The organism is Thermococcus sp. 4557, from assembly GCF_000221185.1.
Lineage (GTDB): Archaea > Methanobacteriota_B > Thermococci > Thermococcales > Thermococcaceae > Thermococcus.
This window is the reverse complement of the sequence record NC_015865.1, coordinates 1,247,210-1,270,753: the sequence shown is the minus strand read 5'-3', so window position 1 is coordinate 1,270,753 and position 23,544 is coordinate 1,247,210. Positions and strand designations below refer to the sequence as shown.

At 52.8% G+C, this 23,544-nt stretch carries 23 protein-coding genes; 15 read left to right on the top strand and 8 right to left on the bottom strand.

Annotated features, from left to right (window positions below):
- Positions 1 to 5 precede the first annotated feature (5 nt).
- The 3 genes from GQS_RS06650 to GQS_RS06645 form a co-directional block, all read right to left on the bottom strand.
- Positions 6 to 3,233, bottom strand: coding sequence for a hypothetical protein (locus GQS_RS06650; RefSeq protein WP_014012907.1), 3,228 nt, complete (start codon positions 3,231 to 3,233; stop codon positions 6 to 8).
- A 193-nt stretch (positions 3,234 to 3,426) separates the two neighbouring features.
- Complete coding sequence (locus GQS_RS11120) at positions 3,427 to 3,555, bottom strand: hypothetical protein (protein ID WP_014012906.1); 129 nt, start codon at positions 3,553 to 3,555, stop codon at positions 3,427 to 3,429.
- Positions 3,556 to 3,559: 4 nt separating this feature from the next.
- On the bottom strand, positions 3,560 to 4,342 hold the full coding sequence (locus GQS_RS06645) for a phospholipase D-like domain-containing protein (protein ID WP_238515722.1): 783 nt from the start codon (positions 4,340 to 4,342) through the stop codon (positions 3,560 to 3,562).
- A gap of 134 nt (positions 4,343 to 4,476) precedes the next feature.
- On the opposite strand from GQS_RS06645, the gene GQS_RS06640 reads away from it, so the two are divergent.
- From GQS_RS06640 to GQS_RS06625, 4 genes are read left to right on the top strand one after another with little or no spacing between them, the layout of a single operon-like run.
- A complete protein-coding gene (locus GQS_RS06640; RefSeq protein WP_014012904.1) occupies positions 4,477 to 4,773 on the top strand; it encodes a hypothetical protein in 297 nt (98 codons plus the stop codon).
- 55 nt (positions 4,774 to 4,828) lie between these two features.
- Positions 4,829 to 7,570 carry an alanine--tRNA ligase gene (gene alaS, locus GQS_RS06635; RefSeq protein WP_014012903.1) on the top strand — a complete coding sequence of 914 codons (2,742 nt, stop codon included), beginning with the start codon at positions 4,829 to 4,831 and terminating at the stop codon, positions 7,568 to 7,570.
- 36 nt (positions 7,571 to 7,606) lie between these two features.
- Complete coding sequence (locus GQS_RS06630; RefSeq protein WP_148236376.1) at positions 7,607 to 8,857, top strand: hypothetical protein; 1,251 nt, start codon at positions 7,607 to 7,609, stop codon at positions 8,855 to 8,857.
- Between the two features lie 12 nt (positions 8,858 to 8,869).
- The gene (locus GQS_RS06625; protein WP_014012901.1) at positions 8,870 to 9,265 is read left to right on the top strand and encodes a hypothetical protein; all 396 of its coding nucleotides are present in this window, start codon (positions 8,870 to 8,872) and stop codon (positions 9,263 to 9,265) included.
- Here the strand turns inward: GQS_RS06625 and GQS_RS06620 are convergent.
- From GQS_RS06620 to GQS_RS06610, 3 genes are read right to left on the bottom strand one after another with little or no spacing between them, the layout of a single operon-like run.
- Positions 9,232 to 10,434, bottom strand: a complete 1,203-nt coding sequence (locus GQS_RS06620; RefSeq protein WP_148236375.1) for a hypothetical protein — start codon at positions 10,432 to 10,434, stop codon at positions 9,232 to 9,234. The two genes, GQS_RS06625 and GQS_RS06620, sit on opposite strands and share 34 nt — an antisense overlap.
- Positions 10,435 to 10,480: 46 nt before the next feature.
- Complete coding sequence (locus GQS_RS06615) at positions 10,481 to 11,233, bottom strand: Nif3-like dinuclear metal center hexameric protein (protein WP_014012899.1); 753 nt, start codon at positions 11,231 to 11,233, stop codon at positions 10,481 to 10,483.
- A complete protein-coding gene (locus tag GQS_RS06610; protein ID WP_014012898.1) occupies positions 11,230 to 12,636 on the bottom strand; it encodes an ATP-binding protein in 1,407 nt (468 codons plus the stop codon). The genes GQS_RS06615 and GQS_RS06610 overlap by 4 nt, the downstream gene beginning before the upstream one ends.
- A 94-nt stretch (positions 12,637 to 12,730) precedes the next feature.
- Between GQS_RS06610 and GQS_RS06605 the strand changes: the two genes are divergently transcribed.
- From GQS_RS06605 to GQS_RS06595, 3 genes are all read left to right on the top strand, one after another.
- Positions 12,731 to 14,503, top strand: a complete 1,773-nt coding sequence (locus GQS_RS06605; protein WP_014012897.1) for a tRNA uridine(34) 5-carboxymethylaminomethyl modification radical SAM/GNAT enzyme Elp3 — start codon at positions 12,731 to 12,733, stop codon at positions 14,501 to 14,503.
- A gap of 144 nt (positions 14,504 to 14,647) precedes the next feature.
- On the top strand, positions 14,648 to 15,199 hold the full coding sequence (locus GQS_RS06600) for a hypothetical protein (RefSeq protein ID WP_014012896.1): 552 nt from the start codon (positions 14,648 to 14,650) through the stop codon (positions 15,197 to 15,199).
- 11 nt (positions 15,200 to 15,210) lie between these two features.
- Positions 15,211 to 15,738: a hypothetical protein gene (locus tag GQS_RS06595; protein WP_014012895.1), complete on the top strand. Its 528-nt coding sequence runs from the start codon at positions 15,211 to 15,213 to the stop codon at positions 15,736 to 15,738.
- A gap of 60 nt (positions 15,739 to 15,798) precedes the next feature.
- On the opposite strand, the gene GQS_RS06590 is transcribed toward GQS_RS06595, so the two are convergent.
- The gene (locus tag GQS_RS06590) at positions 15,799 to 16,431 is read right to left on the bottom strand and encodes an HdeD family acid-resistance protein (protein WP_014012894.1); all 633 of its coding nucleotides are present in this window, start codon (positions 16,429 to 16,431) and stop codon (positions 15,799 to 15,801) included.
- A gap of 123 nt (positions 16,432 to 16,554) precedes the next feature.
- On the opposite strand from GQS_RS06590, the gene GQS_RS06585 reads away from it, so the two are divergent.
- The 5 genes from GQS_RS06585 (at position 16,555) to GQS_RS06565 (ending at position 19,597) form a co-directional block, all read left to right on the top strand.
- The gene (locus tag GQS_RS06585) at positions 16,555 to 17,070 is read left to right on the top strand and encodes a YkgJ family cysteine cluster protein (protein WP_014012893.1); all 516 of its coding nucleotides are present in this window, start codon (positions 16,555 to 16,557) and stop codon (positions 17,068 to 17,070) included.
- Between the two features lie 73 nt (positions 17,071 to 17,143).
- A complete protein-coding gene (locus tag GQS_RS06580; protein ID WP_014012892.1) occupies positions 17,144 to 17,704 on the top strand; it encodes a hypothetical protein in 561 nt (186 codons plus the stop codon).
- 30 nt (positions 17,705 to 17,734) lie between these two features.
- Positions 17,735 to 18,241, top strand: a complete 507-nt coding sequence (locus GQS_RS06575) for a PUA domain-containing protein (RefSeq protein WP_014012891.1) — start codon at positions 17,735 to 17,737, stop codon at positions 18,239 to 18,241.
- An 84-nt stretch (positions 18,242 to 18,325) separates the two neighbouring features.
- Positions 18,326 to 19,072: a KaiC domain-containing protein gene (locus tag GQS_RS06570; RefSeq protein WP_014012890.1), complete on the top strand. Its 747-nt coding sequence runs from the start codon at positions 18,326 to 18,328 to the stop codon at positions 19,070 to 19,072.
- Between the two features lie 21 nt (positions 19,073 to 19,093).
- Complete coding sequence (locus GQS_RS06565) at positions 19,094 to 19,597, top strand: hypothetical protein (RefSeq protein WP_014012889.1); 504 nt, start codon at positions 19,094 to 19,096, stop codon at positions 19,595 to 19,597.
- Between the two features lie 6 nt (positions 19,598 to 19,603).
- Here GQS_RS06565 and speD read toward each other — a convergent pair whose 3' ends face one another.
- Positions 19,604 to 20,029, bottom strand: a complete 426-nt coding sequence (speD, locus tag GQS_RS06560) for an adenosylmethionine decarboxylase (RefSeq protein WP_014012888.1) — start codon at positions 20,027 to 20,029, stop codon at positions 19,604 to 19,606.
- A 333-nt stretch (positions 20,030 to 20,362) separates the two neighbouring features.
- On the opposite strand from speD, the gene GQS_RS06555 reads away from it, so the two are divergent.
- Genes GQS_RS06555 through GQS_RS06545 form a run of 3 tightly spaced genes read left to right on the top strand, consistent with a single transcriptional unit; the run spans position 20,363 to position 23,489 of the window.
- Positions 20,363 to 21,277, top strand: a complete 915-nt coding sequence (locus GQS_RS06555; protein WP_014012887.1) for a protein translocase subunit SecF — start codon at positions 20,363 to 20,365, stop codon at positions 21,275 to 21,277.
- Positions 21,274 to 22,797, top strand: coding sequence for a preprotein translocase subunit SecD (locus GQS_RS06550; protein ID WP_014012886.1), 1,524 nt, complete (start codon positions 21,274 to 21,276; stop codon positions 22,795 to 22,797). Before GQS_RS06555 ends, GQS_RS06550 begins: the two co-directional genes overlap by 4 nt.
- Positions 22,797 to 23,489 carry a TrkA family potassium uptake protein gene (locus GQS_RS06545; protein ID WP_014012885.1) on the top strand — a complete coding sequence of 231 codons (693 nt, stop codon included), beginning with the start codon at positions 22,797 to 22,799 and terminating at the stop codon, positions 23,487 to 23,489. The genes GQS_RS06550 and GQS_RS06545 overlap by 1 nt, the downstream gene beginning before the upstream one ends.
- The last annotated feature ends 55 nt before the right edge of the window (positions 23,490 to 23,544 follow it).

Sequence of the window (23,544 nt, the reverse complement as noted above, 5' to 3'; positions counted from 1 at the left end):
CTCCCTCAATTGTGGAGCTTTGGCCACGCCCATCTAAAGAAGCTCACTAGGTAGGGCCATGAATTTTTGAAAGCACTCACCACCTCACCATTACGTGCCAGTTTCAATATTGTGATCCCTGCTTTGACGTCTGCTCCCACAAGTATAACATTGGTTCCAACGTCTACTATCACGTCCTTGTTATCTTGCCCTATGTTTATTGTGTCAATGCCTGTGAATATAATGTCGTTTCCATTTTGTGGGGACACCACATACTTCAGCGATATTGAGATATAATCTCCAAACAGGTCTCTTTCAAGCGTGATGAGTCCTGTGTGTGCTGTGTTCTTGAAGATTATCGTAGCAGTTTCAGAGCTCTGTATTACGGTGGGATACTCAACTGTCCACGAGGAGCCAAGAGATCGCGTAAAGTCTGAGTTATCAGTATGCCACTCGCTAACACTCACAGCGTTCAAGAAGACATTTTCTTGAGTGGGATTATAGACAAATGCCTTGCACACTAATGTGGCCTTGTATTCTATTCCGTTCCAGTTGAATTTAGGATTATCGCACTCAAAGCTCACTTGTTTGAGTTCTGTTCCGTTCATTGACTTCACTTCCACTGTCGCTTCGCTCCAGTGCTCTTCTCCTGCTCCGTTAGGTTCGCCATCGTGATTGTCGAGGAATACTTTGATCGTGTGAACGCCGACTCCAACGATGTTCCGTCTGAGTGTTATTATGGGATCACCGTTAGCGCTGATCGGAATTTTAGCGTCAATATTTTCCCGTTTCCCATTGATTTCAATGAATCCTCTAACTGGAATCATTGATCCATCGTAATTCCACGCCTTCACTTGCAAATACACTTCTCCGCCACCCTCAAGCTCAGTCGGGTAAGCGACCAACTTAATACCGAACCTGTCGTTAAGGTTCTGGATTGTAATTGACTTTGTCTCGCTGGCTTCGAGGTCCCATGGATCGTTTGAATTAACGTGTCTTGACATGACCTTCACTTTTACACTGTGCTCACCTATAGGAAAGGCGCTCGGAACGTTCCATGAGAGCGTCACCATGGTGCTGGACCCTCCTTTAACAGACGTCTCAACCGTGTGGACTGGAGAAAGTTCGTCGTCTATTATCAGTTCTATCTTTGCCTCTCTGTCATCTTTGTACGTGCTGTCGAGCTGTACCTTAAAGCGGACGGTATTTCCTCTGCGGGCAGTTGATGGCCAGTCCAGTGGGGTGATTTTGATGCTTGGGGAGTCATCATCTGGACGTGGTTTGACTTCTATGGTACCGTTGAACTTCTTGTAGTACTGTCCCACCTTAAAGTAGCCCTCGTACTTGTAAGTTCCATGCTTGGGATAGGTTACACTTCCAACGTACACAGTTGAGTCGTCGAATCCCTGAAGCGAAAGAGAGCCGGTAAACTCTTTGAATTTACTTTCTATGAGGTTATTTTCGACCATGTACGGTACTTCAACTTTCAGGGAGTAGTTGCCAGTAACGCTGAAGGGATTGAGGTTGCTAACTTTTATTTTGAATTGGACGGAGTCACCCTCTTCAATATTTCTGCTCTGAGGGATTGTTGTGACTTCAACGTCTATGTTCTTTGTGGGGTCGTATTGAAGCTTTATCGTTGAGGAGTACTCCTCAACGGCTTGGCGTGTTGAATATTTTGAGGAAGTATCATCTAGATTTAAGCCGCTTTCTGAGTTGGTGCGATATTCCGTGATGAACTGATACGTCACCTTAATCTTTCCGCTGACTTCCACTTCGTAATCCCCATAAACTCTTCCGCTGATTGTACTCTCAACTGTGATGGTTTCCCCGTTGTTTATAGCTCCGATGTTTTTGGAGTACTCAAGCTCTGTTCCTTCGATTTTCACCTTCACGTTCACGGCACTTGCCTTACTGGCCGTGATGTCCATTGAGACCTTGTATGTTGCATAGTCTGTTGATACTTCGACTGGAGTGATCGTTATATGGTTTATCTCTAAGATTCTCTGGCTGTCTTCTGGATTCAGGGCTATTGTGGTGATTTCATCGGCAGGGGTTATTGTGACTATGCTGGTAAAGGGTTCTGTTGATATTGTGGGCTCTTCTGTAGAACCTGCATATACTGGCTGTACGGGGAGTTTCGGGTTTATTGGATATATCGGCTCTGTGGGTTTTATTGGTTCATCTTTTTTCCTAGTTCTATAACTCTCACTTTTGACTATTACGACCTTTAGAGAATCTTTTAATTCGGCAACTTTCTGGTGTAAAATACTTTCAGTTTCCCAATTTTCGTTTCCAGACGCTATTGCGGTTGCCAATGTAAGAACATTATCTAGCAATTCGTAGGCATTTAATGCATTGTGCCAGTAATAAGTAGTAGCATTCCAGATTAGATAATCGCCATCTGGAATAGTAACTAGCACTGTGAAGACTAAGGAACCGTTTGTGGTATGGTTGACACTCTTGATCATTCCTGTTTGGGTTACAACTTTCTCATCTTTGAGGAAGGTCAGATTACCGGATATTTTTTCACCAGTCAGCAGTTCGTACATTGAATCTCTCAACTGACGAGCTTTCTTCTCCATTCCCTTGTAATCCCTGGAGGAGTAAGCTTTATAGAATTCAAGCCAGCCTTTGGCGAGTGTTGGGTTTATTATCTCATTGTCACGGGTCTGCTGGAATTCGGCAGAATGAATCCATTTCCATTTCTTTAGCGTCCATGTTTCGTACTCGTTGTATTTGAACGCTACATCAATGAAGGCCATGGAAAACTCCTCGAGGAAAGCCGTCATGTTGAAGTCCTCATTAATCTCACCAGCGTTCTTGGCAATGTAATCTTCCAATGCTTGAATCTGCTCATCAGTCCAGCCTTGGGTCTTTAGAGCCTCTACCGTCTCTTGGGGGAGACCGTTCCGGCTGATGTTCCGAGCTATTTCCCTCAATTCTTCCGCAGTGTAGTGCGTCTTCACGCCGGAAGCCTTCAGTTCTTCCAGAGCCTGCCAGATTAAAGCTGAAATGTTGGCTGCATTCTCTGCACCAATGCGAGAGTTTTGAATCAGTTCTCTGGCGAGGACGATGTTCCCGGTAGCATTGAATTGGACCACGAGTTCGGCTTCCTTGTTGAGGATTTCCCAGAATTTCTCGTACGGGTCGTCCTGGGCTTCAACGGTGGTGGCGTAGACCGTACTCCCTGCCGCCGCTACTATCGATCCCAGCAGGAGGGTTATCAGCAACACTCCTACTGCTTTCCTCATTAAGATTTCACCAAAGTACTATCAAAAATCGGAACTTAAAAGACTTTTCTATTCACATTTTACTTACTATTAAAAATAGTATACAAAAAATGGAAAACTGCATGGGGAGACATGAAGCACTCCCTTTTTAAGCCTCAGTGGGAGGTGTATCAAAATAATGTCTTGTGGAAAAGAGTTTGGGAAACAGCAAAACCTATTTCTTCACCTCCACCCTGAACTCCCGCGCCTTCCTCTTCATCCTCCACTCCTCGAGCTTCCTCACGAACGGGCAGCGGGAGCGCCAGCGCCAGTATGCCCTCTTCAATCCACCCAGCATTTTCATCGATCTAATGCCCCCTTTTAATCTCCTCGAAGTACTCCAAGAGCGACTCCGCAATCTCCTGGGACTCGATTCTAACGCTCACCTCGTGATTCCAGTCCAGCGCGGCCTCGCTCCAGTTGTGGCTTCCGACGTAAACCACCCTGCCGTCTATCACGACCATCTTTGTGTGGAGGGTTACCGAGGAGGAATCAAAGACCACATCGACCCCGTTGGAGCGGAGGTAGTCGTAGGTGGCACTGTTGTCCTCGATGCCGTTTTCGAGTATCACGTGGACGCTCACGCCCCTCTTCCTGGCCTCCACCAGCGCCCTTATCAGGTCGTTGGCGTGGTCGTAGCTGTCGGTGGGGTCGTACTTCATGAGGAACATGGTGACGTAAACGCTCTCTCGCGCACCGCGTATGTCCTCGATGAGGCTCCTATAATACGCGTCATCCACCAGCAGTTTCGCAGGAGGAACGTTCTCCTCCTTTTTTGACCCCTCCAGCAGGCAGTCGCGGTACTTCGCGCTGAGCTCCTCAAGGCTCTCACTCGTCCGGGCCAACGTCGAGTTCAGGAGCCGGAGGTTCTCGATGCAGGCAGTGAGGTTCTTTCTGAGCTCCATTTCAACGCTGCGGTTCTCAATGTACTTGGTTTCTGTCACGGTGATGGTTTCGGTGACCGTTCTGGTTTTTTCCAGGGTCGTGGTTTTCTCCACGGTGGCTTCCAGGGTTGACGTGCTTCCGAGGCAGCCAGAAGTTACGAGCATCGCTGCCACCAGTATTGCCGCGAGGTACATTTTTGACCGCATGGGGGGTCGTAGGAGAATACGCCTTAAAGCTTTAGCGGGTGAAACCTTTTAACGTCCTCCGCCTACCTCGGGTGATTGGGATGATGAGTCTGGAGCCCCCTGATCGGTGAGGAGGTTTCGCGGGGCTGACCGAGATGATAAGGGAACGCCTCTGTCGGGAGTACCTGGAGGAAATCGACCGGCTGGAGCGCTCGCTCCGGGAGCTGGAGGATGAGCTTGTAGAGCTGAGGATGCAGCTGAACCTCAAGGTGGACGAGGCCAACAGGCTCGCCATAGAGAACGCAAGCCTGAGGCACAGGATTGAGATGATGGAGCGGCGCGAGAAACGGCTGGTGGAGTTTCTCCGGAAGCTTAAGATTCCCATGATATACATCGACGAGGAGCAGTTCGAGGACGTGGATGTGGACCTCGGGCCCGATTCGAAGGACTGAGGAAAACCTTAATAGCCCAACCCCCTTTTCTACTTCAGTTTAAGAGGTGAGGCTAATGAGCATGGACATGACCACGAGGATGTTTAAGGAAGAGGGGTGGATAAGGAAGCAGTGCCCCAAGTGCGGCAAATTCTTCTGGACGCTCGACCCGGACAGGGAGACCTGCGGTGACCCGCCGTGTGACGAGTACTCGTTCATTGGAAAGCCTGGGATACCGAAGAAGTACACCCTCGAGGAGATGCGCGAGAAGTTCCTGAGCTTCTTCGAAAAGCACGGCCACGGGAGGGTGAAGCGCTTCCCGGTCCTTCCGCGCTGGAGGGACGACGTTCTCCTCGTCGGGGCTTCGATCATGGACTTCCAGCCGTGGGTCATAAGCGGCGAAGCTGACCCGCCGGCCAACCCGCTCACCATAAGCCAGCCCTCGATTCGCTTCACCGACATAGACAACGTTGGAATAACCGGCAGACACTTCACGATTTTCGAGATGATGGCCCACCACGCCTTCAACTACCCGGGCAAGCCGATCTACTGGATGGACGAGACCGTGGAACTGGCCTTCGAGTTCTTCACCAAGGAACTGGGCATGAAGGCCGAGGACATCACCTTCAAGGAGAACCCGTGGGCCGGCGGTGGGAACGCGGGCCCGGCCTTTGAGGTGCTCTACCGCGGTCTTGAGGTGGCAACGCTGGTTTTCATGCAGTACAAGAAGGCGCCAAAGGACGCCGACCCCGCCCAGGTTGTCGAGATAAAGGGCGACTACTACGTCCCGATGGAGACCCGCGTTGTTGACACCGGATACGGCCTCGAGAGGCTCGTCTGGATGAGCCACGGAACGCCCACCGCCTACGACGCCGTCCTCGGCTACGTCGTCGAGCCGCTCAAGAGGATGGCGGGAGTTGAAAAGATAGACGAGCGCATCCTCATGGAGAACTCCAGATTGGCCGGAATGTTTGACATAGAAGACATGGGCGACCTGAGGTACCTCCGCGAGCAAGTCGCTAAACGCGTTGGAATAAGCGTCGAGGAGCTTACAAAGGCTGTGAGACCCTACGAGCTGATATATGCTGTAGCGGACCACACCAAGGCGCTCACATTCATGCTCGCCGACGGCGTTATCCCGTCCAACGTTAAGGCCGGCTACCTTGCGAGGCTTCTCATCAGAAAGAGCATAAGACACCTCCGCGAGCTCGGTCTGGGGATACCGCTCGCTGAAATCGTCGCCATGCACATCAAGGAGCTCTCGCCTACCTACCCTGAGTTCAAGGAGATGGAAGACGTTATCCTGGACATAATCAACGTCGAGGAGAAGCGCTACCAGGAGACCCTCAGGCGCGGAAGCGACCTCGTGAAGCGCGAGGTGGCCAAGCTCAAGAAGGCCGGCAGGGACGAGATTCCGCTCGAAAGGCTCCTTCTGTTCTACGAGAGCCACGGACTAACGCCGGAGATAGTGGCCGAGGTGGCGCAGAAAGAAGGTATAAAGGTCGAGATCCCCGACAACTTCTACACGCTGGTCGCCAAGGAGGCAGAGAAGACGGAGAAGAAGACCGCCGCTGAATACGCCGTTGACTTCGAGCTGGTCAAGGATCTCCCCGACACGAAGACGCTCTACTACGAGGATCCGTTCATGAAGGAGTTCGATGCGGAGGTTCTCAAGGTCATAGACGACTGGGTGATTCTCAACCAGACCGCCTTCTATCCCGAGGGCGGCGGTCAGCCGTGCGACCTCGGTGAGCTCGAGGTTGAGGGGGAGAAGGTTGAGGTCAGGGACGTTCAGAAGATAGGTAAGGTCATCCTCCACAGGGTCGAGAGGCCGGAACTCTTCAAACCCGGCGCGAAGGTTCACGGAAGGATCGACTGGGACAGGAGAATACAGCACATGCGCCACCACACGGGAACCCACGTCCTCATGGGGGCCCTCGTGAGGGTTCTCGGAAAGCACGTCTGGCAGGCCGGTTCACAGCTCCACACCGACTGGGCCAGGCTTGATATAAGCCACTACAAGCGCATAAGCGAGGAGGAGCTCAGGGAGATAGAGCGCCTCGCCAACCGCGTCGTCATGGAGAACAGGAAGGTGACCTGGGAGTGGCTCCCGAGGACCGAGGCCGAGATGAAGTACGGCTTCAGGCTTTACCAGGGTGGAGTCGTTCCGGGAAGGGTCATCAGGGTGCTCAAGATCGAGGACTGGGACGTTCAGGCGTGCGGTGGAACCCACCTGCCGAACACCGGGCTCGTGGGCCCGATCAAGATTCTGAGAACCGAGCGCATACAGGACGGCGTTGAGAGAATAATCTTCGCCGCCGGAGAGGCCGCTGTTGACTGGATGCAGGAGACCGAGAGGTTGCTCAAGAAGACCGCCGAGGTCTTCCGCGTCCCGCCCGAGAAGGTGCCGGAGACCGCCGAGAGGTTCTTCAACGAGTGGAAAGCGGCTAAGAAAGAGGTCGAGAAGCTCAGGAAGGAGCTGGCCAAGCTCCTCGTCTACGAGCTCGAGGGGAAGGTCGAGAAGGTTGGGGAGGTTGAGTTCATCGGAGCCGTCGTTGAGGGCGCGATGGACGACCTTCGCGAGGCGGCAAACAAGCTCAGGAAGGAGAAGAGGGTTATAGTTCTCATCAGCAGGGAGGGCCACTTCGTCGTTGCGGTTGGCGACGGCCTGGACGTAAAGGCCGGGGAGCTGGCCAGGGCGGTAACGAGTGTCGCCGGCGGCGGTGGCGGCGGAAGGAAAGAGCTTGCCCAGGGCAGAATAAAGAACCCGCTGAAGGCCGAGGAGGCGATAGAGGAGGTTAAGAAGAGGCTCGGCTGAGGGTTAGGTTTTTAAATTTTCTTTTCTTTCTAACTGTTGGTTAAAATGGTGCCTAGGGTTTCAATCCCATTGATCCATCTTGAACTCTTGAGATTTCGGGGGAAGTTTCTCCTTTTGCTCGTGGTGGCTCTATTTGCAGCAATGGCCTTTGGAGAGCTGTCCCCGGTAATTCCATACTTCATAGTGGGCTTTCTATTCTCAACGGTGTTTCCCAGGGATTTAGGTGTAACGGTTGGGTTCTTTCTCTCAAAGCCATTCAGGCGCTCCGGTCTTTTTCTGGGACTTTTGTTCTCAAACATCATCGTGGCATCTATTATAGTGGCTCCGTTTGCCTTTCTGAACCCCACTTCTGCCCTTTATTCAGTCTTTGCCCTTCCTTTCCTCCCACTTGGCTATGTTACCGTGTTGGTTCTAAGGAACCCTAGGAAAACCTTCCTCGTGGGTATCGTTCTGTTCCTCATTTTGACCTTTGTTCCACCGGGAATTGTCCAGATGAAAGCCCAAGAAAAGGCACAGACAATGTTAGATGTCCATAGCTTGGAAGATTACAATGCTAGGAGAACCGAGTATCACAAAATGGTTTCTGAACTTGAAAAGCGATACACAACCTACGTCTTCTTCTCCCCGGGAGCCCAGCTTGAACTCTTCGCGAGGGCCTTGGAAACAGGCGACAAAAAGGACGCTGTGTTCAGACTGAGTTTATCTATGGGACTTTTTATCTTCTTTACTGCCGTTTCGTTCGTTATCTTCCTTCACTTTGAGCCTAGGGAATTTCTAATGCCCTCTCCGCCGTCCCTCTATCTTTCCTTTCTCCCGTGGTGGTTCAGGAAGGAGCTGGCCAATCTATGGGCTTCGAGGGCCTTTGTTGTCTTTGTATTCCTGATGCTTCTGCCCTTCTGGAGAACCCTAAAATCCTTTGTCCTGCTCTTCTTATTTCCCCTAGCAACTCTGGAGGTTCTCTCCGAGAATCCGGTTTTACTCCTCAGCAAGCCTGTTGGAAGAGACTACATTATTCGGCGTTTTCTGGTAGTTTCTGCTCTCTTTGCGATTTCGCTTCCATTTGTTGGAGCTTCTTTTGGGGTAGCGTTCTTTCTTGCGTCGTTAACTTTCCTTGTCGGGCTTTTTACTAAAAAAGGTGCGTTACTTGGAATTCCTGTCCTTGCCCTGCTGTTTGCTCCAGCCATCAACTCCAGCGTGGCCTCTCTTGTCTTTGCTTTCCTTGCGGTATTCTTCCTGTTGCTTGCCAGGTTCAGACTTTTGAGAATTGATTTCAGCTCTTGGGATTGACCTTTTATACTAATGTCCTCGTACACTTATAGGTGGTTCAAAATCAAAGTCAAAACCCTCACGAGAGAGATCGTCGCGCTCGCCGATGGGCTCGGCTTGAATGCGGTTCCGGAATACCGAACGCCCGACGGCACGAGGATAGACATAGCGATTCTCGACGGCGAGCGGAAGCTCCTCGCGATAGAGCTTGAAGCTTCCTTTAAGTGGTTCCCTCAAAGGCTCCTCTACGACGTTGTTAAGGCCCACAGGGCTGGGTTTCCGGAGCTGTGGGTGGTAACACCTTTCAGGACTAGCCCCGGCTGGGTCGAGAGCTACGCCAAAGAGCTTGGCCTGAAAATGGAGATAAAAAGCGATAAAAAAATTACTGTCATGTTTTATGAGTGGTATTTGTCTTTGGGAATGTTTTGAGATTTCTTATCAATCCATTCAAATATCTTTCTTATTGTATAATATGTTACAACCCCATACCCACTGAGGGAGAGTATGAGCAAAGACGACCATTTCAGAGATCCACCGGTTAGTTTGTTGTAAAACACGGTTAATAATGAGAAAATTGACATACTGATGTAGATACCTAACTCTCTTTCTGTCCATTCGCTATTTAAAATAAATAGGCTCAGTAAATATCCAAAATAAATTATCCCTCCAACAATAGCTCCAATAGCTAATGCCTTGTGGGTAGATGCTAATTTTATAATTTCCACAATGATGGTTTGCTGGGATAATGGAGAAAATACTCGGGAAATTATATTAAGTATTTTCACTACGAAGTCTAAATTTGCCATAATGTCAACGATTAAACAAAGAAGAGCTATAACGCTTGTACTAACTAAAAATGAAATCAAGTCTGAGTTCACATGAATACCAATATTCTGCTTGGGTATTAGTGAAATACCTATGTTTTTCCACTGTTTCTTGGTAGCTAAAAATGGAAGGCCCACAAAAAGATATATCAGGATTACAATGTTTATTGCTTTAGTATTGACTAGGTATGGTCCAATAATCATCAGGTATATCACAATAATGGCAATTGCCCACCATATTGAAAGAAAAACCCACGCTTCGTCTTTTCTTGAGGGTATTCCAAGGAGTCTTTTAGTATCAATGCCACTGATTTGTAAGATTGTAAGAGGTAATACTATAAATATCAAGAACTCAACTGTGAGAAATAAATTGTCCGTTGGTACTCCCCTAAGGATAGTATTAGTCACATCCGAGGTCAGTAATGCGAACAAAAATCCGTTCAGAAGGACTAGCATGGTTATTGAGATGGTTATGTAATCATTGTCATTACGCAGATAAAACAACAAGTAATAAAAATACGTACTAAATAGCAAAATTATAGCCACTTCTAGGATTATTGATTTTATTATCAGAGACTCATTGATTTTTGAAAGGGTTGTAGTGAGGGCTGTTTTATAAGTATTATCTACCATAGCTAGGTGTATTGTTGTATTCACTTCATATATTTTGTTTTGTTGGTCATGGATTTCTGTGAATACTAGCTGAAAAAGTAGTGTTGAAATTATGAGTAGGATAGATACCCCACCATATTTATTTTCTTCCCCATTGGTCATTGTGTAAGGCTTATTTAACAGATGTTATTTAAATTTTTTTATCCGGTTAAAGCCCGGTTGGCTCGTCTATGAAGAAGACTTCCAGCCCGAGCTTTGTTCTCACGACCTCCATGAGCGCTTTAACCCCGAGCGTCTCGGTCTTGTAGTGGCCGGCAACGAGGACGCTCTGGGGCAGGTCGATGGCCGTTAGATAATCCGCGTGGGTGAATTCGCCCGTTACGAGCAGGTCGATTCCCTTTCTGTGCGCCTCCTCAAGTGCGAAGGCCCCGGCGCCGCTCACGGCACCGACCTTTTTTATCTCCCTCGCCCCGAACTTGTAGGTTTTGACCGTGGTATCGAGCTTCTCGGCCAGAATCTGTGCAACCTTCTCTATCGGTTGCGGCTCCTCAAACTCTCCCCAGAAACCGACGGAGAGCCCCCTGTACTCGCCGAAGGGCCCCCGGGGCTCAATGCCTAGGAGGCGGAGCAGCTCGGCGTTGTTGCCGACCTCTGGGTGCGCATCTAACGGCAGGTGGGCGGCGTAGAGGTTTATCCCGCTCTCCATGAGGGCCTTAAGGCGTTTGTAATGTATCCCCGTGATGTAGCCGAGGCCGCCCCATATCATGCCGTGGTGAACGATGAGCATGTCGGCCTCGGCCTTTGCGGCCCTCTCGATGGTTCTTAGCGTTGTATCGACTGCAAACGCTACCCTCTTGACCTCCGTCTTCCCCTCCACCTGGAGGCCGTTGCTCGACTTGTCGGGGTAAGCCTGAACGTTGAGGTATTCGTCAAGGAAGGCAACGAGCTCGTCGCGGTTCATAACTTTCCCTCCAGCAGGTTTTTGATGTCTTCCTCGTTAAGGGCTATAACGTTTTCCGGGACGTTCTTTAGCGTTCTCCCGATTACAAGATAGTAACTTTCTCCTTTCCATCCGGTTAGTTCTACCTTTCTTTTCAGTTCTTCAACGAGTTTTTTGGTGTTTATAGCCTTCTTCCTCCATTTGCACTCGCCAAAGAGTGCCCTTTTCCCCTCGGCGTCGAGTGCGACGATATCGATCTCGTATACCCTTCTCTTTCCTTCTTCTCTGTAGTACCCCCAGTGCCTCCCAATCTTTGAGACTTCGAGGGGGATGAGGCCTCTTTCTTCGGCGAGTCTCACAAGCTCCCTGCAGGCGAAGTCGAACCTCTGACCAACGTAGTCTGGAAGTTTGTGGAGGACATTTTCCCAAAGCTTTTCCCTGTTTACCTCGTACTCGCTGAGCCTTGGCTGGATGAATCGAAACCAGAAGTTGAGGTAGGGATGTTTTATGTGGAGGACTCCCCCCTTTCCGAGGACTGCCCTGTCGTAGTCAACAAGCTTGAAATAGCCGACAAGTTCGTGTAGTTGCCTCGTTATAGAGGTCTCCTTTCTGTTCAGGTAGCCCGCGATTTCACTCGGCGATGTTGAGCCGTTGGCTATGGCCTCGAGAATATCATAATAAATCCCAGAGCGCTTGCCGAACTCAATTGAGAGGATTCTTGGAACTTCCTCCTCAAGCGGTGCTGAGTACGTGAAGATTAACTCCTCAAGGATTCTTTCCGCGCTCTCGCCTTCAAGTCCCTCATCTTCAACCGCCACCCAGTAGCGGGGAAAACCTCCGAAGACGGCGTAGAGCGTCATGAAGCTATCTAGGTTCTCTATTTCAAGCTCTTTGGCCATTAAATAACTTCCCCTGATGTTCAACGGTTCAAGGCGAAGTTCTCGCTTAATCCTGCCGTAGAGGGGTTCTTTTGAGTCCTTAAAGAGTTTCTCCACCATGCCAATGGTTGAGCCTGTGAAGATCAACAGGATTGGCCTATCCTCGTTCTCGTCTATACACCTCTGGAGTGTTGGATAGACGGCAGGATCAACAAACCTAAAGTCCTGGAATTCGTCAAAGGCTACGACCCCTTCAAATCTCTCGAAGAGCACCTCGAAGAAGTCACTCCAGCTCGTTATGGTTTCCCTCTTTGAGAGGACACCCTTTTCCTTGAGAATCTCTGAGTACTCCCTGAGGAGCGAAACGGAGCTCTTACCCCGGTTCACGAAGAAGTAAATGTCGTCCTCGCCCAAGAATTCCCTCAAAAGCCTTGTTTTGCCTACCCGCCTGAGGCCGTAGATTGCGAGGGTGTAGAGCTTCCTCCGAGAGCGTTTTCTGGCCCTCCCAAGAACTTCCATCTCGCGCTCCCTGTCTACAAAGCGCATTCTATTCACCAACTGAATTATTCACTAAGTGAATATAAACCTTCCGGCAAACCCTTTTAAAACCGAGCCTTAACTCCAGCCGAGAGGTGTTGAGATGGGTGAGGATTTCCGAAAGGCCGTCGAGGAGCTCGCGAGGGCCGTCATGAAAGGCGAGATAAAGAGCCGTGAGGAGCTCAACAGGTACAAGATAGCCGTATCCAGGAAGTATCATCTCTCGAAGATTCCCGGTAACTCGGACATCCTCAAGGCCATCCCCGAGGACAGGAGGGAGGAGTTCAGGGACCTGCTCAGGAGAAAGCCGACGAGAACGATAAGCGGCGTCGCCGTGGTTGCCATGATGACCAAACCCTTCCCGTGTCCCCATGGGCGCTGCATCTACTGTCCAGGGGGGCCGAGTGTCGGCTCCCCCCAGAGCTACACCGGAAAAGAACCCTCAGCCCTGAGGGCCGTCCAGAGCGCCTATCATCCATACATCATCATGATGCGTAGGTTAAAGCAGCTCACAGACATAGGGCACGACGTGGACAAGGTGGAGGTCATAATCCAGGGCGGAACCTTCCCGGCCGTTGATCTGGACTACCAAGAGTGGTTCGTCAAGTGCGCCTTCAAGGCGATGAACGACTTCCCACACTTTAAGGATATAGAGAACCTTGAGGAGAAGCTCGTCAGGCTGATAGTGAAGAAGGATGAGTCCGTGTTTGATGAGGATCCGAAGTTCAAGGAGGCGTGGGAGAAAACCCACTCAAAGCCCTACTACTACCTCGAGGACGAGCAGAGGAAGAACGAGAGGGCTAAGGTCAGGATGGTAGGCCTTACCATCGAAACCCGCCCGGACTGGGCCTTCGAGAGGCACATAGACAGGATGCTGAAGCTTGGAACCACGAGGGTTGAGCTTGGAGTGCAGACCATATTCAACTTCATCCATGAGAGGACGAGGCGCGGTCACGGCGTCGAGGAGATAGTTAAAGCTACACAGCTCCTCCGCGACGCGGGGCTTAAAATCAACTACCACATAATGCCCGGCCTGCCGGGGAGCAACTTTGAGCGCGACCTCTACACCTTCCGCGCCATCTTCGAGGATCCCCGCTTCCGCCCGGACATGCTGAAGGTGTACCCCACCCTGGTTACCGCCGATGCTCCCCTCTACCGCTGGTGGAAGGAGGGTAAATACCGCCCCTACCGCACGGAGGAGGCGGTGGAGCTTCTCGTCGAGGCATACAAGCTCTTCCCGAAGTGGGTTCGTGTGATGAGAATCCAGCGCGATATACCCGTTCAGCTCATCGTTGACGGCGTCAAGCACTCCAACCTCGGTCAGCTCGTCTTCAACGAGCTGGTCAAGCGCGGCATAAGGCCGAGGGAGATTAGGTTCAGGGAAGTTGGCCACATGATGGAGAAGTTTGGGGTTCAGCCAGAGATCGAACATATCAAACTCCTCCGCGAGGACTACGAGGCGGCAGGCGGGAGGGAGATTTTCCTCAGCTTCGAGGACGTCAAGAACGACATCCTGATAGGTTTCATCCGCCTCAGGATTCCGAGCGAGAAGGCCCACAGGAAGGAGATAAATTGCTGTCCCTCCGCGATAGTTAGGGAGCTCCACATTTACGGGCCGCTCGTGCCGATAGGCGGAAAGCCGAAGTACGAGTGGCAGCACCGCGGTTACGGAAGGGAGCTCCTTGCGGAGGCCGAGAGAATAGCGAGGGAGGAGTTTGATGTCAAGAAGATGCTCGTCATAAGCGGTGTCGGCGTCAGGAACTACTACCGGAAGTTCGGCTACCGGAAGAACGGGCCGTACGTTGCAAAGCGGCTCGATAGGGGCTATGCTGACTTCGAAACCCGCGGACACTTCGATGGACACCTGAACACCTGAACGGTGGTTTATACCTCTTCGGCCTCAGTTTATTTCTATCGTCGGTTTCTGAGGAAAACCTTTTCTCTTCAGTAAAACTTTTAAGCACCACTGAACAAGTATGAGCCGAGGTGCGTCCAAATGGTGAAGGGTGGTAAACCCCGGATGTCGTATGAGACTACCTTCAGAGTGAAGGTTATCATCCTCGCTCTCATCTTTGGAATCGCTATATTCATGATAGTATATTACCCCCTCATCTCCCACCAGGTCGATCCGCTTAAAGTGGAGTCTCCCCGGGGCCAGATACTGCTCGCCCAGAACTTCTCCATCGCTGGGGTCAACTACACTAACGCCGTTCCGTTCACTGCCGAGAACAACGCCCTCGTCCTCGGGGGAAGTGATGAGCTGGACGAGACCCTCACGATTGCGGTCTCCACGCCGCAGTGGTGCGTTGACCTGTGGACGTGGGGAGGCTCGGCCAACGGCTGGGTGAGGAAGTATGATTGTGCGAGGGAGCTTCAGCTGAGCAAGTACGCCTTCAACAGAGTTCCGACCCACGAGGCGAAGGAGATAGCCCGCTGGAGCCTGGAGCCGGGATACGTCCTCGTTTTCCACAAGAACGGCCCGGTTCAGAGGCATGAGCTCGTCAACTTCACCGTGACCTACGGGGGAGAGAAGGATTGGGGGGCGTTCAAAGTGTCTGTTAAAAGCTCGTGAGGTGGTTTTTTATGAAACTCTCCTACGAAACCTCTTTTCGTCTTAAGGTTCTTCTCGTGGCATCGCTCTTCGGGCTGGTTATATTCTACATAGTGTACTACCCGATAATATCCTACAACCCGGTGCCGTACGGCGTTGCCTCTCCCAAGGGGCAGCTGCTGCTCATGAAGAACATAACGTTCGGCGGCATGGAATGGGAGAACGCCGTTGACCTGTACAACAACCTGGTTCTGAAGGGCGACGAGGATTACGGGGACTACGTCGTTCTTGACCTCAAGACCCCCGGCTGGTGCATGGACGTGGTCGTGTGGAGCGGAACTGCGTACATCAGGAAGGCGGAATGCGTTAGGGAGGTCACGATATCCAAATACACCTTCCGCATACCTCCAGGCTCCTACTGGTACCTCGACGGCTCCTACCACCTGGTACTCTACAAGCCGGACGGGGTTCCACAGAACTACGAGCTGGTTAACTTCACCGTCACCTACGGCCCGAAGTCCGACTGGGGGGCCTTTAAGGCCGCGTATCCAAAGGACTGATGTTAAAAGAGGGGAAGAGAGAAGGTTTCGTTTTTTTCGCTTCTCTCGCTTCCATTTGGCTCATGCCTGGGTCTCGGGCTTGTTCTTCATGGACCTTGCCCCGAGGGACAGCGCTATGAAGCTCGCACCTGCGACTATGAGCTCAATCGCCACGAAGATTCCTATGACCCACGGGCTCCACTCGGGCCAGTTGGCGAGTATCATGACTCCTATGAAGAAGTCGATGACGCCCGAGAAGATCACTATGCCCCCGCCTTCGGTCTTGAAGCCCATGAGAACCTTGACGATACCGAAGATGAAGTACGCGCCGCCCAGTATGAACGTCAGTATCTGGGCCGATAGAAGGGGTTCCTCCAGCATTGCCGCTCCCGCTATTATGTAGAGTGCCGCCAGCAGGAGCTGGAATATCCGCGTTCCCCCGCTCTCACCGCTGGTGAACAGTGCAACTGCTATCAGGATGACACCGCCGATTATGAGGAACACTCCAAAGACGGCGATGCTGGCAAGGGTCACGAACGGCAGTATGCCGAGACCGACGATACCGAGAACGAGCAGGACGATTCCCAGAACCAGATACCACTGCCAGTGCGCCATCAGGCTGGCCACCTGCTTCTCGGCCATTTCCTCCCTGTACTCCTCCGGGGTCATTGGCTTCTTCTCCTCATCCCCGGCGGGTTCTTTAATCTCATCCATGGGTATTACCTCCAAAACTTTTTTTGCAAATGTAGTGTACACTTCAAACCCATAAAAACATTTCGTCGAATAGTTTTCGGAAGCATCCGGTGCATTTTTAACCGGTTTTTTGAAGGTGGTTCTATGAGATTCAAACCCAGACCCTTCAGGGAACCGGTGCCCTTCAGGTGTCTCTACTGCCTCGACTGCTGCAGGGGGAGGCACATCTATCTAACTCTGAATGATATGGAGAGAATAGCGAAGGCCGGTCACGACCCCCAGGACTTCGTGACGTTCTCCGTTGAGGGGGATAAGATACGCTTCGTCCTCGCGGTGAGGGAGTGGGACCTGGGCTGCGTCTTCCACGACCCGGAAACCGGAAAGTGCCGTGTTCACGACGCGAACCCGATAATCTGCCGCATCTATCCTTTCATGGTCTCCCGCAAGCCCCTCGGCGTTGAGGGGGAGATGCCCTTTGAGTACAAGGGTGAGAAGTTCTGGCTCTACTACGACGAGAGCTGCCCGGGGATAAACGCGGCGGAGCCGGAGACGACGATAACCCCCGAGGAGATAGCGGAGCTCGGCCTTCGCTTCGAGAGGGAGTTCGAGAGAACTGGCATGGCGGGGTTCGCCGAGCTGCTAGATAAACTCGAGGGCTAACCTTCCCACGGTCGTGATGGGTGCGGCTTCGGGAAAGGAAAAGTAAATATACATGCGGGGGCAAACGTCTATCATGACCAACTGGAAGTCCTACCTGCTGCCCGCTCTCTTTCTCATTCAGGCGGGGATCAACCTGGTGTTCTACGGCTTTCCAGCGGTCATGTTCTCGGTGGTCATTCCTGCGAGCCTATACGGAAAGCTGGCCTGGGCCCTGCCATTCCTTATCTTCGGCTACTTTGCCTTCGGGATACTGGCCCTCTACTACCTCTCCGCTTCCAACGTCCGCAGGGGAAGGTTTCTTGGATTTTTGTATTTCGGCGCTGGAGCGCTGGGCTCGGCCGCGGTTCTCTCGGAGTTCATTCACGAGACGCCCATGCTCCCGGCGATTTTTGCCCTCTGGCTGGCGCTGTCCCTCCTCGGGACGCTCCTCCTCTTCCGTGGAATTGAGGTTTCGTGGAAGCTTTCGCTCGTGGCGATGCTTCTCCTCGGCGTATCCGCCATCGTCAGCGCCTCTACCGCACAGTGGGTCGTTGAGGACTACTACGCTCACGTCCACATAGGGGAAATCCCCGAGAACGCTACCGTTATCGTGGCCTACCCCGAAAACGTCAGCCCCCCAAACGCAACGGGCTAAGCTTTTAAGCTCGGTGTCGAGGCTGAAACCATGGAGAGGGAACTCAGGTACAGACGCGCCTCATCCTGGGAATACGACTTAATCCTCCGCGAGGCCGAGAAGTACGGCGAGCTCAGGCACCACCTCTTTGCAGTGGTTGAGGGTAAATTCCGCGACGTCTACGCGGTAAACGAAACCCTCTGGGCAGAGATTGAGGGGATGCCCATCAAGCCCTACGCCTACGGAACCTTCGTGGGCACGATAAAGGTGGACAAAAACCTGGTCGAGAAGTTCTACCCCAACGTCGAGTTCTTCTACTTCGTTGACGTTGCGAAGAACTACGCCGTTCTAACCCCCAAGGCGGGATTCCTCTTCACGACCGGTAAGGACGTGCCCAGGAGCGGCGTGAGGCGGTACGACTGGAAGGGGACGAAGAAGCTGGTGATTTACGACGATAACGGTGTTATCCTGGGTATCGGCAGGATAAACCCTGAGAGCAGGAGGAAGTTCATCCTGAACGTTACCGACATCGGTGAGTTCATAAGGCGGAACCGCTGATTTTTCTTACGTACCATAACTTTTTTAAGGTCTTGCCCCCATGAACCAATTGATAACAAAAAGTAACTAAAGGGGTGATGCCCGATGGTTGGGAGGGTGAGAACGGGCATCCCCGGGATGGACGAGGTTCTCCACGGCGGAATCCCTGAGAGGAACGTCGTTCTCCTGAGCGGCGGCCCTGGAACTGGTAAGACGATATTCTCACAGCAGTTTCTGTGGAGCGGCATTCAGAACGGCGAGCCCGGCATATACGTGGCACTGGAGGAGCACCCCCTTCAGGTCAGGGGAAACATGGCGGGCTTCGGCTGGGACGTCAGGAAGTATGAGGAGGAAGGCCTGTTCGCGATGGTGGACGCGTTCACCGCGGGCGTGGGAAAGAGCAAGGAGTACGAGAGGTACATCGTCCACGACCTGACGGATATCAGGGAGTTCATAGACGTCCTGAGGACGGCTATCCGGGACATCGGCGCCAGGAGGGTGGTGGTAGACTCCGTCACTACCCTCTACATCAACAAGCCCGCGATGGCGAGGAGCATCGTCATGCAGCTCAAGCGCGTTCTGGCTGGCCTTGGTGTTACGAGCATACTCGTGAGCCAGATAAGCGTCGGTGAGCGCGGCTTTGGAGGGCCGGGCGTTGAGCATGGCGTTGATGGCATAATAAGGCTCGACCTCGACGAGATTGACGGCGAGCTGAAGCGCTCACTCATAGTCTGGAAGATGCGCGGGACTAGCCACAGCATGAGGAGGCACCCGTTTGAGATAACCGACAGCGGAATAGTGGTTTACCCCGACAAGGTGCTGAAGAGGAAGGCCGTAGTTGAGCTCGAGTGAAAACTGGAAGGGGGTGAGAGGATGGAGGTTCCGCTGAACCCCCTGGGGAGGGAGGAGATACACAGGCTGGAGAGCATACTGCTCTTCGCGACGCTCTTCAGGCCGGAGGTCATAGAGCTGATCAAAGACCAGGCCGAGAGGCTGACATGGGTGGACAGCCTTGCGGTGGCGGCTGGAGCGATAGCGAGGGAGAAGGCGGGGATGACTATTGGAGAAATCGCCGAGGAACTCGGCAGGACGGAGGCAACGATAAGGAAGCACCTCAAGGGCGAGACCAAGGCAGGTCAGCTCGTTAGGGAGACCTACGAGCTCATAAAGAGGGGCCAGCTCGATGATCTGGTCAGAAACATCGAGGTCCTTGCAGAAGGCGGCAGGCCTGCTGGGCTTGAGGAGTGCGGGAAGCTCAGGGAGCGGGTCAGGGAGCTCGAGGAGCAGAACCGCGAGCTCCAAGCGAAGCTCGAGAACGTCAAGAAGATACTTGACGACGCGCTGGACAGGGTAAAAGAGATAGAAAAGCTTCTGTGAGGCCTCTTATTCCTTCCCGTTCTTTCTGAGGGCCTCTTCCCACGTCATTATCATGTGGGTGTAGGTGTTGTCGTCCTCCTCTATTCCGCGCTTTATCTCGGAGACGTGGGCGTATTTGGCCTTGAACTGCTCGAGTATGTAGTCGACGGCCTTCTCCGGATCTGCCTTGGTGCCGCAGGTGTAGACGTCCAGAGCGGCGTAGCCCCTCTCGGGCCAGGTGTGAACTGAGATGTGGCTTTCAGCGACTATGACGACGCCGCTGACACCGGTTGGGGAGAACTTGAAGAAATAGCTTGACTTGACCTCCATCTTTCCTATCTTTGCTGCCTCCAGGAATATCTGCCTTATCCTGTCAGCGTCACCCAGGATCTCGGGATCGCAACCGGCGGCCTCAACAACGTAGTGGAACCCGATGGTCTCTATCTCGCTCATGGTCTCTCACCTCTTGTTGCTCCTATTACGTACCCTTTTTAAAGTTAAGCCCTTGAGAGGGGAACTATGGGTGCGCCGTTCTGCCGTTGAACTGCTCTGAATTGGCCTGGAATGCATTGAACTGTTAAGTTCTGGCTGTTATCGAAATTTTCCGAAAGCTCCTGGGGGATTGGGCCTAGTCCCGATTTGAAGGCGATTTCATGAATTAAGTCCCCTCTCCATCCCCGTTTGGCCTGCTCATCGCTGGTCATTTCCAGGCATGAACCACTAATTTTAAAACCCGCGCTTCCAACTAACGACAAGTTTTGCAAAAACTAACGACGGGGTGAAGGTATGTCGAAGCCTAAAACTAAGGCAAAGCCCACGGCCGGCGATGCCGTGAGGGCAAGGAAACGAAAGACGCTTGGATTTTTGGCCGAGATGGAATACAAAAAGATGATCATGTACCCGTTGGTGGTATTCCTCGCGGCTCTGATTCTGCTCGCGGTCAACTTCCCCACGCTTGGAATAGACCTCCAGGGTGGTGTGGTCGTCACCGCCTATGGAATCGATGCGAACCCCGATGAGCTCGCCAAGACCCTGAGCGCTCAGCTGGGAGTGGACGTGAGGGTCGAGAGCTTCACCAGCGTCGATACCAGCGGCATCAGGGTTTACGCTCCCGTCGGTACCGATCCCGCGGAGATAATAAAGATACTGAAGAGCGACTATCCCAACGCGGAGTACACCCACAGCGAGGTTCAGCCCACCTTCGGTAAAATCGCCCAGCAGCAGGGCATCAGGGCCCTCGTCTTCGCGTTCCTTGCAATGGCTGTGGTGGTCTTCCTGTTCTTCAGGAACCTCGTGCCGGCGATGACTATAATCTTCTCTGCCCTTTCGGACATGACAATAGCCGTCGCCCTCATGGGCCTCTTCGGCATCGAGCTGACAACGGCCACGATAGCGGCTCTGCTCATGCTCATAGGTTACACCGTTGACAGCAACATCCTCCTGACCACCAAGCTCCTTAGAAGAAAGGAGGACACTCTGGACGAGGCCTACCTAGCCGCGGTCTCCACTGGATTCACGATGAGCACCACCACCCTCGGTGCTCTGCTCGTGCTCTGGATTATCTCCACCAGCCAGACCATCGACAACATAGCCATCGTCCTCATCTTCGGTCTGCTCGCAGACTTCATGAACACCTGGGTTCTTAACGCCGGCGTGCTGAAGTGGTACCTCTCAAACCCGGCAAGGGGTGGTAGCGAATGAAGAGAAGAACCAGGAATCTCCTTCTCAACTGGAGGGTAATCCTGCTCATCCTGTTCCTCGTGGGCTCGGTGGCCACCCTGGCCCTCAGGCCCCTGACGTATGGAATCGACATATCCGGTGGTGTTGCCCTCGTAGCTCAGACGGAGCACCCCGTTGACAGTGATACGATGCAGCTCGTCGTTGATTCACTGCAAAAGAGGCTCAACACCCTTGGACTTAGGGACATAACCGTCGAGGCGCAGGGAGACCAGATAGTGCTTGTCAAGGTCGCTAACGTGAGCACCACAGAGGAGGCCAACCAGATAAAGTCCGTCATCGAGAGCCAGGGTGTGTTCTACATGGAGTTCACCGGGACCGTGTTCGGAACCGGTGAGGACGTTGAGTACGTTGGAATATATCAGATAAAGCCCGACAACAGCTGGGCCGTTCCGTTCAGAATCTCAAAATCCGCCGCCGAGGAATTTGCCGAGCTCGCCTACGGTAAGAAGGGCTGGCCCGTTGACATGTTCCTTGATCCCCCTGTCAACTCCCTGGTGGTGGTGCCTGACTCGGTTTACAAACTCATGAACAGCACGGAATTCAACGCCGAGGCTCCGAACGCCCCGACCCTCATGGAGAGGATCGGTAAAGCCTTCAACGTAACCGTCGTCGCCTACGCCAACCAGAGCGCCGATGAGATAGCCAAACTCGCTGAGGGCAAGGATAAGATAGTTCTCGTCGATGTCCCGCAGGACCTGCAGACCCAGCTGGAGGGAATGAACCTCACTGTCCGCTACGTTCCTAGGGCCCCTGGCGAGAGCGACCACGCGCTCATAGTCAGGGTTCTTGGTCTCTACGGCCCCTACTCGCTCGGAGAGGGTCTCACGGTCGGTGAACCCCAGCAGGACGTTCAGATAACTGGAACCGCCCCGGACAGACTCACCGCCGAGCAGGAGGCCAGCACCATCTACACCGTCCTCAAGAGCGGTTCGCTCCCGGTCAAGCTCAACGTCGTCGGCATGGAGTTCATATCCCCGCGCCTCGGTGAGGGCTTCAGGACGCAGGCCCTCTACGCGGGCCTCGCCGCCCTGATAGCGGTGCTCCTCATAGTGTACTTCCACTACCGGAACTGGAGGATCGCAATACCAGTCGCGAGCACCAGCCTCTTTGAGGTCATAATAATCCTCGGCTTCGCGTCCCTCATAAACTGGAACCTCGACCTCCCGAGCATCGCGGGTATCATCGCGGCGATCGGTACCGGCGTCGATCAGCAGATAGTCATAACCGACGAGCTTCTAAGCGGCGAGAGGACCACGAGGATAACCAGGCGCGCCAGCGTTCTCAGGAGGATGGGAAGGGCGTTCTTCGTCATCTTCGCATCCGCGGCGACGACCATAGCGGCCATGAGCTTCCTGCTGGTTTACTTCGTCGGAACGCTCAAGGGATTTGCCTTCACCACGATACTCGGCGTCCTCATTGGAATCCTCATCACCAGGCCGGCCTACGCTGAAATAGCCAAATACCTGCTCGGTGAGGACTGATGTTCGTCGTGATAATGGGTGCCGGAAGGGTCGGCTACCTCGTGGCCAAGATGCTGGAGGAGGAGGGGCACGACGTCACCATAATCGAGATGGACAAGGCGAGGGCCAAGGAGCTCTCCCTCCTCATCAACGGCCTGGTTATTGAGGGCGACGCGACCGACCCGAAGACCCTCGAGGAGGCCAACATCAAGCAGGCGGACGCCTTCGCGGCTCTGACCGGCAAGGACGACGCCAACCTGCTGGCCTGCATACTGGCGAAGCACCTGAATCCCAAGGTGAAAACCTCCCTCAGACTGGGGAACCCCAAGAACAGGCGCATATTCGAGGAGGTCACCGACCTCAAGCGCTACTTCGACTTCGTCATCAGTCCCGAGGAGATAGCTGCGGAGTACATAAGCAGGAACATAGTCACTCCCGGTTTTGACCGCGTCCTCTTCCCGAAGGAGGGCGCCGAGATAGTCCGCTTCACCATCGACGAAAACAGCGAGATAGCTGGCAAGTACGTCCGCGACCTCAAACTGCCCAGGGACGCCCTCATGATAGCCGTTTACGACGAGAAGGGCAACCTGATAATCCCGTCCGGCGACACGAAGCTTCCGGAGAGGGGTCAGGTCATAGTCTTCGCCAAGAACAGCATACTGGACAACGTGAAGGGTCTACTCGAGAGGAGAAAACCCGACAATGAAAGTTAATATGACATTTTTTTCAACTTTTATGTCCATTTCTGTTCCTTCCTCGTCATATCTT

Excerpts from the sequence above, each read along its gene's own strand:
- GQS_RS06650 (WP_014012907.1), bottom strand. The coding sequence starts at position 3,233 with ATGAGGAAAGCAGTAGGAGTGTTGCTGATAACCCTCCTGCTGGGATCG.
- GQS_RS11120 (WP_014012906.1), bottom strand. The coding sequence starts at position 3,555 with ATGAAAATGCTGGGTGGATTGAAGAGGGCATACTGGCGCTGGCGCTCC.
- GQS_RS06645 (WP_238515722.1), bottom strand. The coding sequence starts at position 4,342 with ATGCGGTCAAAAATGTACCTCGCGGCAATACTGGTGGCAGCGATGCTC.
- GQS_RS06640 (WP_014012904.1), top strand. The coding sequence starts at position 4,477 with ATGATAAGGGAACGCCTCTGTCGGGAGTACCTGGAGGAAATCGACCGG.
- alaS (WP_014012903.1), top strand. The coding sequence starts at position 4,829 with ATGAGCATGGACATGACCACGAGGATGTTTAAGGAAGAGGGGTGGATA.
- GQS_RS06625 (WP_014012901.1), top strand. The coding sequence starts at position 8,870 with ATGTCCTCGTACACTTATAGGTGGTTCAAAATCAAAGTCAAAACCCTC.
- GQS_RS06620 (WP_148236375.1), bottom strand. The coding sequence starts at position 10,434 with ATGACCAATGGGGAAGAAAATAAATATGGTGGGGTATCTATCCTACTC.
- GQS_RS06615 (WP_014012899.1), bottom strand. The coding sequence starts at position 11,233 with ATGAACCGCGACGAGCTCGTTGCCTTCCTTGACGAATACCTCAACGTT.
- GQS_RS06610 (WP_014012898.1), bottom strand. The coding sequence starts at position 12,636 with ATGCGCTTTGTAGACAGGGAGCGCGAGATGGAAGTTCTTGGGAGGGCC.
- GQS_RS06605 (WP_014012897.1), top strand. The coding sequence starts at position 12,731 with ATGGGTGAGGATTTCCGAAAGGCCGTCGAGGAGCTCGCGAGGGCCGTC.
- GQS_RS06600 (WP_014012896.1), top strand. The coding sequence starts at position 14,648 with ATGTCGTATGAGACTACCTTCAGAGTGAAGGTTATCATCCTCGCTCTC.
- GQS_RS06595 (WP_014012895.1), top strand. The coding sequence starts at position 15,211 with ATGAAACTCTCCTACGAAACCTCTTTTCGTCTTAAGGTTCTTCTCGTG.
- GQS_RS06590 (WP_014012894.1), bottom strand. The coding sequence starts at position 16,431 with ATGGATGAGATTAAAGAACCCGCCGGGGATGAGGAGAAGAAGCCAATG.
- GQS_RS06585 (WP_014012893.1), top strand. The coding sequence starts at position 16,555 with ATGAGATTCAAACCCAGACCCTTCAGGGAACCGGTGCCCTTCAGGTGT.
- GQS_RS06580 (WP_014012892.1), top strand. The coding sequence starts at position 17,144 with ATGACCAACTGGAAGTCCTACCTGCTGCCCGCTCTCTTTCTCATTCAG.
- GQS_RS06575 (WP_014012891.1), top strand. The coding sequence starts at position 17,735 with ATGGAGAGGGAACTCAGGTACAGACGCGCCTCATCCTGGGAATACGAC.
- GQS_RS06570 (WP_014012890.1), top strand. The coding sequence starts at position 18,326 with ATGGTTGGGAGGGTGAGAACGGGCATCCCCGGGATGGACGAGGTTCTC.
- GQS_RS06565 (WP_014012889.1), top strand. The coding sequence starts at position 19,094 with ATGGAGGTTCCGCTGAACCCCCTGGGGAGGGAGGAGATACACAGGCTG.
- speD (WP_014012888.1), bottom strand. The coding sequence starts at position 20,029 with ATGAGCGAGATAGAGACCATCGGGTTCCACTACGTTGTTGAGGCCGCC.
- GQS_RS06555 (WP_014012887.1), top strand. The coding sequence starts at position 20,363 with ATGTCGAAGCCTAAAACTAAGGCAAAGCCCACGGCCGGCGATGCCGTG.
- GQS_RS06550 (WP_014012886.1), top strand. The coding sequence starts at position 21,274 with ATGAAGAGAAGAACCAGGAATCTCCTTCTCAACTGGAGGGTAATCCTG.
- GQS_RS06545 (WP_014012885.1), top strand. The coding sequence starts at position 22,797 with ATGTTCGTCGTGATAATGGGTGCCGGAAGGGTCGGCTACCTCGTGGCC.